The 11,862-nt window shown below is 49.9% G+C and carries 9 protein-coding genes; 7 read left to right on the top strand and 2 right to left on the bottom strand.

The window, feature by feature from the left end; all coding sequences use genetic code 11:
• The 5 genes from Q2J39_RS05320 to Q2J39_RS05300 all read left to right on the top strand — a co-directional run.
• A partial coding sequence (locus Q2J39_RS05320) for a transposase (RefSeq protein WP_288339259.1) occupies window positions 1-799 on the top strand: 799 nt, incomplete at its 5' end.
• 293 nt (window positions 800-1,092) lie between these two features.
• Window positions 1,093-1,920: a hypothetical protein gene (locus Q2J39_RS05315; protein WP_230266704.1), complete on the top strand. Its 828-nt coding sequence runs from the start codon at window positions 1,093-1,095 to the stop codon at window positions 1,918-1,920.
• A gap of 567 nt (window positions 1,921-2,487) precedes the next feature.
• The gene (locus Q2J39_RS05310) at window positions 2,488-4,185 is read left to right on the top strand and encodes an ABC-ATPase domain-containing protein (RefSeq protein ID WP_288339260.1); all 1,698 of its coding nucleotides are present in this window, start codon (window positions 2,488-2,490) and stop codon (window positions 4,183-4,185) included.
• Between the two features lie 455 nt (window positions 4,186-4,640).
• The gene (locus Q2J39_RS05305; protein WP_230266706.1) at window positions 4,641-7,052 is read left to right on the top strand and encodes a glycoside hydrolase family 3 N-terminal domain-containing protein; all 2,412 of its coding nucleotides are present in this window, start codon (window positions 4,641-4,643) and stop codon (window positions 7,050-7,052) included.
• A gap of 290 nt (window positions 7,053-7,342) precedes the next feature.
• The gene (locus tag Q2J39_RS05300) at window positions 7,343-7,897 is read left to right on the top strand and encodes a GNAT family N-acetyltransferase (protein ID WP_288339261.1); all 555 of its coding nucleotides are present in this window, start codon (window positions 7,343-7,345) and stop codon (window positions 7,895-7,897) included.
• 204 nt (window positions 7,898-8,101) lie between these two features.
• Here the strand turns inward: Q2J39_RS05300 and Q2J39_RS05295 are convergent, their stop codons facing one another.
• Both Q2J39_RS05295 and Q2J39_RS05290 read right to left on the bottom strand, forming a co-directional pair.
• Window positions 8,102-8,701, bottom strand: a complete 600-nt coding sequence (locus Q2J39_RS05295) for a YdcF family protein (RefSeq protein WP_230266708.1) — start codon at window positions 8,699-8,701, stop codon at window positions 8,102-8,104.
• Window positions 8,702-8,734: 33 nt separating this feature from the next.
• A complete protein-coding gene (locus Q2J39_RS05290; RefSeq protein WP_288339262.1) occupies window positions 8,735-9,880 on the bottom strand; it encodes a nucleotidyltransferase family protein in 1,146 nt (381 codons plus the stop codon).
• 256 nt (window positions 9,881-10,136) lie between these two features.
• Here Q2J39_RS05290 and Q2J39_RS05285 point away from each other — a divergent pair, with 256 nt between their 5' ends.
• Together Q2J39_RS05285 and Q2J39_RS05280 are read left to right on the top strand one after the other, a co-directional pair.
• On the top strand, window positions 10,137-10,847 hold the full coding sequence (locus Q2J39_RS05285) for a peptidylprolyl isomerase (RefSeq protein ID WP_255658122.1): 711 nt from the start codon (window positions 10,137-10,139) through the stop codon (window positions 10,845-10,847).
• A 486-nt stretch (window positions 10,848-11,333) separates the two neighbouring features.
• Entirely contained in the window at window positions 11,334-11,852 is a 519-nt protein-coding gene (locus Q2J39_RS05280; RefSeq protein ID WP_288339263.1) for a DUF177 domain-containing protein, read from the top strand.
• Window positions 11,853-11,862 lie beyond the last annotated feature (10 nt).

Raw genomic sequence — 11,862 nt, 5'->3', positions numbered from 1 at the left:
AGCGTATCTAATATTCAGTCTCGCGTATACCCGTCGATTGTTTGACACTTACGTTCAACAATATATCTCCGGTGTGGGGTCTGCTGAACTCTGCAAACAGTACGGCATTCTTGACTCGAAAACGATCACCAAATGGGTTGGAATCTATAGGCGAGATGGTGCCGCCGGATTGATCACACCTAGCGTAAATAAAAGATATTCTTCTGAGCTGAAACAGAAAGTGATTGCGGAATATCGTTCAGGGCAAGCATCTTTGAGTCAGCTCTGTCTGAAATATCATATTTCTGCCGTCTCAGTAATCCGCCGCTGGCTGAAAGGCGATACGATTTCTCCATGTAAGGGAGGAACGAAAACGCCGAATCGAAAGAAGAACTCTGCAAAATCATTCACCAAAGAGCAGAAAATCGAAGCGGTAAAGCAGTGTCTTGAAAACGATAAGAATTATCAGGAAACCGCTCATCGTTTTGGCTGCACGTATACACAGATTTATAACTGGGTCCCAGCCAGCAGTAAGATAGTTCCTCCTGAAGCTTTCGCGTTATGGAACCAAAAAGGCTGTTCATGTATAGCTGGCGTTATTGTCGGCTTCGCCGGGACCAGCCTGCGCGGCTGGAGCGCGGTTCACTCCTCTCAAGAAGAGAGGGGGGCTCCTCCCGTCATACCACTCGCGCTCAAAGATTTCACAGAACCCAGAACCTGCCAAGGGACGCTTCGCTCAAGCCCTTGCCAGAACCTGGAACCTGTGAGACCTCCTCACTGTGAGCGATACGACAGAAGGAGGGCAATCCGCCCGCTCTAAACAACAAAAGCTTTTGGCATAATTCGTGCGAAATGCTTGAGCGAGTTTTATTCATTCCTGTGTCTGCTTGACGGGGGGCAGAGCGCTTCAAAACTCGAAGCGGTTCTTTTTGCTGGATGGTTTTGAGGGCGTAAGCGAAATTAGTTTTGTGATATTTCACCCCGATAATTGCTTCAAAATCTCATGCAGTATTCTGAATATATCCAGAACGACATATCATACAGAAAAGAGGAGTCCTGCAGGAAATCCCTTTAAAAAAAGGAAAAACAAAAGGGGGAAAGGAGCAATTTCAAATGAAAAAAGGTTTTGTCGCTGCATTCGCATCCACACTGCTGCTTCTTAGCGGATGCGGCAGTTCATCCAAACCAACCGTTGCGCTCGCCGATCCGTCCAGTCAGACATCGGTACTCCTGGAAACGTACGAACCGCAAAACGATACGAATGTCAGGCCGGCGACAGATCCGTCCAGTCATCCGCAGTCCGATACCAGCAAATTGAAGACCCGCAATCCAGTTTCGGAAAAATCCGATCCAGCCGCACAAAAGGCGGATTCCTCCGAATCTTCAAATCGGCCCGGAAACACTGGATCGTCTTCCCAAACGGAACCTTCCAAACCCGTTTCAGACTCTGCTCCGATTGCGGAACAGAACGATTCCACGCTCGACGCAATTGAGGACGATCCCTCAGCTTACTTTGAAACGTCCGAAGAGCAGGAAGACAGTGAATCTGTCTCTTATGTTCAGTCTGCCTGTTATGCAGATTACTACTATGTCGGCCTTATCGTGGAAGTGGAAGCGCCTGCCGAAAATCAACCGGTTTCGGCCATGACGATGTATTTCTTCCTTAATACGCAGGAAACGCTCGGAATGAGCGGACAGATGGCCTGTGTACTGGCACGCGCCGCCATTATGGCCGAAATCAGCGATGAACTGGGCAGTGTTTTTCCGTATGGAGACTGCGATACCGAAATGGTTGCGGATGAAGATTACGTCATCGTTCAGGTCCGTGTAAACGATCTGGGCGCCTATATTGAAGGCTCTACAAAACAGCCGTACGATCCGCAGGATCTGATTTTTACTAATGCCGTTCATGATCTTGAGCAGATCTTCTATTGTGAATAGACAAATCGGGTGGTTTTGTCGGATGTTCGTTTCCTTTCTCCCTTTTCCAGAAAGGCAACCCCAGAAGAAATGCTTTGCCTCTGTCGTCTGCCTTCATGACGACAGTTTTTTTCATTCGTGCCCATTGTCCTGCCTCTGGAGTACAGAGCCTTATCACAGCAGGATTTTCTATAGAAAAGAACAAATAAGTCGACGACTGTGCAAATGAAATTATATAACCGAATAAAATGTACGAATAAATAAAAATTCATGATGAAATATAATAAGATAGGATAATGGCAGGCGTTAAGACAAATGCCGCCAAAGCCCATTTTGTAAAGAACTCATTTCGAACGGAAGCGCAGTTCGCCATTATCAGGAAGGGGCTGGAGCAGGATAAGACGATTCTGGGCAGATCAAAAGGAGGACGCCAAAGCAGGGATGTACGATGAATACGCTAAATTGTGAATAATTCCTCCATATTTCCCTTTGGAAAATCGTTCCCTCTGACTTTCCGATACGAAAGAGGGCAGAGATCGGACAGGACGGAAATGCACAAACGGAACAGGAAACAGAAGGAGTGAGCGTATGAATACGGCCAAAGCTTTGAAAGCAAAAATCCTCGCTATAAACGGAAGAGGCTATCCGGCGTATCGGGATTTGAAAGGAAAGTGGGACTTTGGAAGCTATGTGCTTTCCATCGACCATGTGCAGTCCGACCCGTTTGCTTCCCCATCGGACATTTCGATTCACATCGAAAATCCAGGCTTTCCTTCGCATCTTTACGAAAACCGTACCTGTCGGATTGCTTTGCAGGATGCACTGCTGCGGCTGTTTGGCCGGAAGCTGAAACAGGCGGATGTGCGCCGCTCCGGTTCTGGAAAATCAGGCGCACTGACGTGCAGTTCGGTCTGTCCGGAAGTGCTTGAACGTTCTGCAGTACAGATCGATCCGAAAAACGGTTCGCTGATTTTCCGGCTCAACGCAGGCTTTCCTGCCAAAGGCCGTTCGATTCTGGCCAAGGGGCTGGTGATGCTTTTATTTGATACTTTGCCGCCTTTAGTGGAATCGTCCTTGATTTACGCCAATCTGACGGCAGCGGAAAAAGAGCATCTGCAGCGGGTGTATGAGCTGTCTGTGGATCAGCAGGCGATTCGTAAACAGCTTCAGGACAGACATCTCGTGTCCTTTGTGGCCAACGGCGCGATTTTGCCGCGTAAGAGCGGGGCAAGCGCTTTGCCGATGGAGGACGCGATTCGGTTTGTGAGCGCGCCGGAAAAAGAAATTGAACTCGATCTGCCTTATGCCGGAAAAATCAAAGGCATGGGCATTGACGAGGGCGTAACGCTCATTGTCGGCGGCGGCTACCATGGAAAATCGACGCTGCTGCAGGCGCTGGAAATGGGTGTTTACGATCATATTGAAGGCGATGGCCGTGAGTATGTCATTACCCGCAATGACGCGATGAAAGTGCGCGCCGAAGACGGCCGCTGCGTTCATCATGAAAACATTTCTTCCTTTATTCAGAGTCTGCCCGGCGGTAAATCCACGGAAGATTTCGTCAGTGAAGACGCATCCGGATCGACGAGTCAGGCGGCTAATGTAGCGGAAGCGCTCGAATCCGGAAGCCAGGCGCTTCTGATCGATGAAGATACATCCGCAACCAACTTCATGATTCGCGATGAGCTGATGAGCGAAGTCGTTTCCCCAAAAGAAGAGCCGATTATTCCGTACATTGCCCGCATTCGTGAACTTGCCGATCAGGGCGTATCCACCGTGCTCGTTGCGGGAAGCAGCGGTCTGTTTTTTGATAAGGCAGATACGATTATCCAGATGAAAGAATACAAGCCGTACGACATTACAAAACTGGCCAGGGAAAAAGCGGCTGCCTTTGCCAAACCGCAGACCAGCGACTATCCGCCGATTGTCACTCCAAACAAACGGATTCTGAAAAAGAACGACGCGCTCTGTCAGGATAAGGCCAAGGTCAAAACATCCGCGCTCGATTCGCTTTCGATTGCCAGAGAGCCGATCGATCTGCGCGCCCTCGAACAGCTTGCCGATTCCCAGCAGTCGGCGGCGATCGGAAAAATGATCGTCTATGCGCAGCGCAATCTGGTCGATAATCAGAAAACGATCGACGAGATCGCTGAGGAGCTTGAAAATCTTGCGGATGAAAACGGCATGAGCTTTTTTGGAAAGGGCAATTTAGCCCGTCCAAGAAAGCAGGAACTGTGCGGCGTGATCAATCGCCAGCGTTCCAACGGCTTCCGTTTTCAGAAATGAATTTGAATTTGCGGATGATCTATACAAAATGGATTGTCTGCATCCTGTCGGATTCATCAGAAAACCACACGGATAAAACGATTTATCAAACTGCATAAAGCAGGTTTTACAGACGGATTTTCCCTCTGCAGATCCTGCTTTTTTTCATTTTCAGCGATAGGCATCGAAGAAAAGGGGAGCGGATAAAATGCAGAAAGGCATAGTCAAATTCTGTCTGCACGATCGTTTGACACTGTCTTGAATTATTTAAATAGATAACGGGAGTAAAATAAAACAAATTGTTTGGAATTGTTATACAAATTAGGAAATAGACATTTCACAGTTACCAATTAATGCAATAGTTTGCATATATCATTAGCGTTATCATAGATATGAAGGAAAGAAGTAAACGGTTACAAGAGTTGGCCTTTTAACTGCGTACTTCTTTTACTCAAATTATGAAAAGGATGGAAGATATGATTCGAAACTCATTCCGTAGAGCGCTGAAGCGCACGGCAGCGGCGGCTGTCAGCTGTGCAGCAGCCTGCTCGATGATGTTCGCATCCGGAACGCCGATCATGGCCGCTGAAGACAGCGACGTAGCGATCGAAGCGCGCGTAAACGACATCATCTCCAAAATGACGACCCGTCAGAAAATCGAACAGATGATCATGCCGGATTTCCGTAAGTGGGGAACCAGTGACGACACCGCAACGGATTTCACCGAAATGAACGATGAGGTTAAACAGATTATCGCGGACTACGACTTTGGTGCCATTATTCTGTTTGCCAACAACGTTAAGGAAACCGAGCAGTCCTACAACCTCGCGATGGATATGCAGAAAGCAGCCATCAGCGACGGCGGACTTCCGCTTCTGATTTCCGTTGATCAGGAAGGCGGCTCTGTTTCCCGTCTGGGCACCGGTACAGCTCTGCCAGGCAACATGGCTGTCGGCGCTACCTTCAATACCGATGATGCAAAGAAAATCGGCGAAATCATCGGTTCTGAACTTTCCGTACTCGGTATCAACACCGACCTCGCACCGGTAGTCGATGTCAACAACAACCCGAACAACCCGGTTATCGGTCTTCGTTCTTTTGGCGATGATCCGGAACAGGTTGGTCTTATGGCTTCTGCCGAAATTGCTGGCCTTTCTGAATACAACGTAATCGGCTGTGCCAAACACTTCCCAGGTCATGGCGATGTGGCGACAGACTCCCACTATGGCCTGCCGATCGTAGACAAGACGGTCGAGGAAATCAAAAACAACGAGCTGAAACCGTATACAGTAGCGATCAACGAAGGCATCGAAATGATCATGACCGCACATATCCTGTATCCGGCTCTCGACAATACAACGCTTCACTCGGATCTGACAAACCAGGAAGAACAGCTCCCGGCGACTCTGTCCAAGAAAATTATCACTGACCTGCTCAAAGGCGAAATGGGCTTTGAAGGCGTAGTCAGCACCGACGCCATGAACATGGAAGGTGTTGCCAAAGTCTGGTCCCAGCCGCAGCGTGTTGCTGTAGCCATGGAAGCCGGCGCCGACCTGATCTGCATGCCAACCGTTCTGTACTGCAAGGACGACCTGAAAGATCTCGACGCGGTCATCAACTACTGCGAACAGGAAGTTGCCAACGGCAAGCTTACTCAGGAACGTCTGAATGACGCCTGCACCCGTATCCTGACCCTGAAAGCCCGCAAAGGCATTCTGGACTGGAACGAAAATGACTATTCCATCGATGAAGCCAAAGAAGTTGTCGGCTGCGCCGAAAACAAACAGGCTGAACGTGAAATCGCTGCCCGCGGCGTTACCGTTACCCGCAACGAAGACAACGTTCTGCCAATGGAAGTTACTAAGGACACAACCGTTCTCGTAGCTACTCCTTATTCCAACGAACCTGGCCTGATCTCCCTCGCATGGAACCGCGGCAAAGATGCCGATACCGTAGAAAACGGTGCGAAACTGGATTATTTCGTATACACAGGCCAGGCTGAACTGACCGACGAACAAAAAGCAAAAATTGATGCGGCCGATTATGTAATGGCCGTTACCGAAGTTTCCAGCGCAGCCCGCATGGGCGGCAGGCACTGGTCGAGCAAAATACCAAATGAAATCGTGAAATACGCGAGGGAAAAAGGCAAAAAGGCTATCATCATGTCTGCGGACAAACCATATGATACCCAGTGGTATCCAGATGCTCAGGCAGTCATGGCTGTTTACGGCAACAAGGGTACCGGAGTTGACCCGACCGAAGCCATCATCGGCGGCGCAACCGGTGCTAACGAAGCCTATGGACCAAACATCCTGGCCGGTATGGAAGTTGCACTTGGGACCTTTGGTGCCAGCGGACAGCTCCCAGTCAACGTTTACAAGTATGATGATGCAACTGGCATGTATTCCACAACCGATGTCGTTTATCCGCGCGGTTCCGGTCTGACTTACCAGTCCAAATCCGATGCCAACCGGATGGAAATGTACCGTCTTTACAACCCGAATTCCGGCGAACACTTCTACACCAGCAGCTCCAGAGAACGCGACTACCTTGCGAAAGTCGGCTGGAAGAGTGAAGGAGTCGGCTGGATCGCTCCGAAGAAATCCAATACTCCGGTTTACCGCGTATACAACCCGAATGCCGGCGATCACCTCTACACACTGAGTGAACGCGAGAAAAACTACCTGGTTGACCAGGGATGGAAAGACGAAGGCATCGGCTGGTATTCCGATGACAACAAGGCCGTAGAAGTATGGCGTGAATACAACCCGAACGCCAAGAGTGCAAACCACAACTTCACAACCAACTTCAAGGAACATACATACCTGATTGAACTTGGCTGGAGAGGTGAAGGCATCGCCTGGTACGGTCTCGAAAACTTCGAGTAGTCAATCCCGACTCTGAAGGAAAATGCTTTAGCCGATAGAGCAGACCCATACATCAAAACAAAATAAAACGGCAGAGTTTGGACGCATCCGCCGTGCGTTCGAACTCTGCTTTTTTCATGGAATTTCAAGCGGCCGCTTTTCGCTTTTCAAACGCCCTGCTAAGATAGAAATCAAACTTCGCTTTGCTCCGCTGACCAGAAATGCTTCGACATCTTTTTCGTTCCAGAAACAGCTCGAAGCCAACGGGTCGAAACGGCGGCGAAGAACGCACTTGAGAAAGGAGAAAGACAATGGAATTTCAGAGTGAACGACTGATTTTGCGTCCCTGGAAAGCCGAGGACGCTCAGGTATTATACGAACTCGCAAATGATCCGGATGTCGGACCGGCCGCCGGCTGGCCCGTTCACCAAAGCGAAGAGGAGAGCCGGCAGATTATCGAAAGTGTGCTGAGTAATCCGCTGGATTTTGCGATCTGCCTAAAAGAAACGTCGACGCCAATCGGCGCCATATCTCTGATGGTGCCCAAGCTGAAACAGCGTGAGGGGGCATCCCCATACGACAAGGAACTGGGCTTCTGGATCGGCAAGCCATACTGGGGCCATGGCTATGTGGAAGAAGCGGCAAACATGCTGATCGATTATGGCTTTGAAGATCTGTGGCTCGATCAGATCTGGTGCGCGCATTATACCGGCAATTCCAAATCCGCCAGAGCACAGGCCAAACTTGGCTTTTGCTTTTTCAAAACGGAAGAGCATGTCCTTGTACTGCTGCTTGGCGAATTCCGTGATGAAGTGATCAACCGCATGACAAGGGAAGAATGGAAAGCTCTGCGAAACGCGAAATAGATTCCAGTGTCAGAACCGAATCCGACCGCTCTTCTTTCTTTTTAAAAGACGCGATGCACAAATCTCTGTACAGATTTCTATACAGATCACCATTACAGACAACCACAGCCAATACATATAAGAAAACGGGCCGTGCGGCCCGTTTTTGCGTAGAGGGTGAACGATCGGAAGGCAGCAGGAAGAGAGGATTCTGTCCTTTCCTTGTTACTGCCGTTTGAATGTCTTCTTGAGCTCAATCCATAAATAGATGATTCGGGAAATCGCCTCGCGTCCGGCTTTTTTCCAGGTGAAATCCGGTGCGCTCTCCATTGCCCAGTTCGAAAAGAACTGTCTGGCCAGCGCGTTCGAACGTCGGGCGTGCAGGCCGCCCGTCAGAATCAGGATTGGCTGATCACCGATCATTTCTCTAGCGTATTTCATGTTTTCCCAGGTGTTCTGCGCCCGGGTTTCCAGCAGGATCGGCAGCTGCGGACAAAGTTCATGAATGTAGTTACCCATCACTTCCGCTTCCACGTACGGATTGCGGACCGCACCGCCAGAAATGATCAGCGTGCGGTATTTGCCCTGCAAATACTGATCGATCGCCAGATGACAGCGCAGTTTCATTTCACGCCCCAGGCTGCCGTCATCGTGAACCGAACAGCCCAGAAGCAGTCCAAAAGGATACGGTTCCTGTGAAACTTTCGGTTTGCGGCAGGGCGGCAGCTGGTGTTCGTACCAGACCAGAGACAGCCCAGCTGCAGCCCCGAAAAGGGAGACGAGGACAGCCTTTTTGTGGCGGTGAGAAGAAGGACGGTGAAACATAGAAAACTCCTTTCTAAAGGAAAAAGGATCGGGTTACAAAACCGGACAGAAATACGTGTGAAGTTCGGCCAGGAGAGCGTGTCGAATCGACGCATCCGAACCGTCCGCTTCCGCTGTACTGGAGGAAGAAAATTCAGAGCAGGCAGAAAGGGTGTGCGGTAAAACGAGCGTCCAGGCGGCTGGTTTCTGATCGATCAGCGAATACAGACGCATTTCCTTATTGAGAAGATTCTGAAGCCAGGGGGAAAGATCGGCCATACGGCTGGCGGCTTTCAATCCGCCGGGCAGCGACTTTAACAGTGCCTGTCCCCGGTCATTGAAGCCAAGCGTCAGAACTTTAAAAAAGAACGGATGCTCTTTCATCTCCCTTTTAGAGATCTGCATCAAAATCATCATGCAGGTTCTCTGTATTCTTGCCCGTGTATACGTTTTGGAAACGGCATGCTTCAGAAAGCCTTCAAACGTATCGCTTTTTCTGGCGCTTTCGATCAGACGGTATTCGATGCCTTCCTCGCAAAGGAAAAACTCGCTTAACCGCTTCGGATCGCTCATGAGCAGCTGCATCCGCAAATACGGATAGTACGATTGCCACGATTGTCGGGGATGATAGAGCGCGTCGCCTTTTTGCGGAATGTTGGCGAAAAAGTCTTTTCGAATCGCTGTGGCGGATTTGAGTGAAAAGTTGCGGGGGAACGGCACGACCGCCATGCCAAACGACCGGGCGTAGCGAATGTACTGCACCGCCAGAATATCGTTTGGCCGCAGATCGATGCCGTTTAAAACGGCGTTCTGTACATGTGAGCGGCCGGGAACAGCTTCGAGCATTTTCAGCTGTCTGGATTTTTCTTCCAGAACGGCCAGATCCGCGAGCTCCGATCCAAAGCAGAGCGTATTGACCCCGGCACATTTGAGGGCTTCGATCGCGTAGAGCGCAAAATAGTCGGCGCTTTGCATGGCGTAGGCGGCAGGCAGCGCGATCACCAGATCGGCGCCCGCTTCGATGGCCATACGGGTTTTCTCTTGAGGAGAAAGAAGGGAAGGCAGTCCGCGGCTTGAATACCATGTGGAAAGGACCACGACGATCTGATCGGGATGAAGCGTTTCGCGTACCTGTCGAATGATTTCGCGGTGTCCGTCATGAAAGGGATTGAATTCAGCAATGATTCCAGCTTTGATCATGTGTTCAGTCTACCGTAAAAAGAGGATTCCATACATTTCCAGCCGTGAATCCCATTTCAAAATCGTTTCCGTTCAGGTACCATGGACAGGGGATTTTCCGAAAGCGGATAAGAAACGACGGTATCGTTTTTTTGCGTAAGGAAAATCAAAAGAACAATTCACGGATCAAAACAGACAAAACATCTGGATGGATCCGATCAGAAGGAAAAACGGATCCTGGATCCGATGAAAAGATAGAACAGCGAGGACAAACAGTATGAAATTCAGCAGATTTGTTTCAAAAGCCGCCTGCCTGGGCGCTGCCGCTCTGCTTGCGGCCGGATGCGCCGGCAGCACGAACGACACCAGCAACGCCGACGTATCGAGCGTCACCTCTTCCATTGCCAGCAGCCAGACTGAATCGGTCGTTTCCAGCAAAGTGGCTACCCGGGCTTCCAAGTCGGAACCGGGCGGCAAGCAGTACCAGGCCGAAATCAAGATTTCCGGCTACGATGAACCAATCATCTTCACCATGGACGAAGGCATCGCTCCGGAAACCGTAGACAACTTTGTCAACCTGGCCGAAAAAGGCTTTTACGACGGCCTGACCTTCCACCGTATTATTGACGGCTTCATGATTCAGGGCGGCGATCCGCGCGGCGATGGAACCGGCGGAAGCTCCCGCAGCATTTACGGCGAATTCAAATCCAACGGTTTTGACAACTCCCTCAAGCACGTGCGCGGAACCGTATCCATGGCCAGAAGCAACCAGCCGGATTCCGCCAGCAGTCAGTTCTTTATCGTGCAGGAAGATGCGTCCAGCCTCGACGGGGAATACGCCGCATTTGGAACGGTAACCAGCGGCATGGATGTCGTAGACCAGATTGCTGAATCCGCGAAGCCGACCGACAACAACGGCTCCATTTCCAAGGAAGATCAGCCGGTCATCGAATCCATCACCATTACCGAACTCGATGACAAGAAATAAGCGGTAAGCACAAATCGAATCCAGTGAAGCTCTCTAGAGCAAAGAGAAAGCGCTCTGGAGCAAAGATAAAGATATAAAAAAATCCGTATCTGTATCCTTCTGTCTCTTGCCTCTGGAAACAGCCTGAGCAAAGAAGACAGACCGAAAAAAACAGACCCGATCACAAATTGATGGACAGATTCTCAGAGCCGATCCGGCTCTTCGGGTCTGTCCTTCGATTTTGTAACGGTCACGGACTATGATGAAGATGCATGCGGCAGGGAGCCAAAACGATACGCGATATCGGACGTTTGCCCCTGGCTCATAACAGACAAGACATTTGAACAGGCAGATTTTTCAAAGAGTCAACGCGGCCAGAAAAAGCCGAAAGTACGATAGTTAAGGACAAAATGGCAAAGCACTTCGATCGTTTTGTTCAGATTTTCGTTTGTTTGACAATTCAAAAGGGTCTGCCTATAATATCAAATGCTACATGAGGTGAATAGCGTGAAGTTTCGTAAAAGCGATTTTATGGCGGCGCCGGATGACTATCTTGAAGTCAATACCGACCTGGCCGATCTCGATGGAGCTCAGTTTGTGAATACGCCTGTTCTGGCCGTACCCGAGTGTCACGTCGAGGGCACTTTACAGTTTGACGGCCGCAGCAGGGTTGTCAGCAACCTTCATTACTCCGGCTTCATGATTGTTGAAGACTCGATTACCGGAGAAGATCTCGAATACGATTTCGAGGCCGATTCTGAAAAAGAGTACTCATTCGATCCGCTCGAGGATACGGACGATCAGGAAGACATTCTCGTTGTGAACAACAACACGATTGATCTGAATGATGAGATGATCGAAGCGATTGTATATGAAGCACCCATGAGCATTACCCGTTTAGCCCGTGAAGACTATCCTAGCGGTAAAGGCTGGTCGCTTACATCCGATCAGGATGAGGGGGACAGCCAGCAGCAGGAAGATCCCCGCTGGGCAAAACTCAAAGATCTTAATTTCGAGGATAACTAGGAGGTGCCAC

This window comes from uncultured Allobaculum sp. (genome assembly GCF_948576815.1).
Lineage (GTDB): Bacteria > Bacillota_I > Bacilli_A > Erysipelotrichales > Erysipelotrichaceae > Allobaculum > Allobaculum fili.
This window is presented reverse-complemented; position numbering and strand designations above follow the sequence as displayed.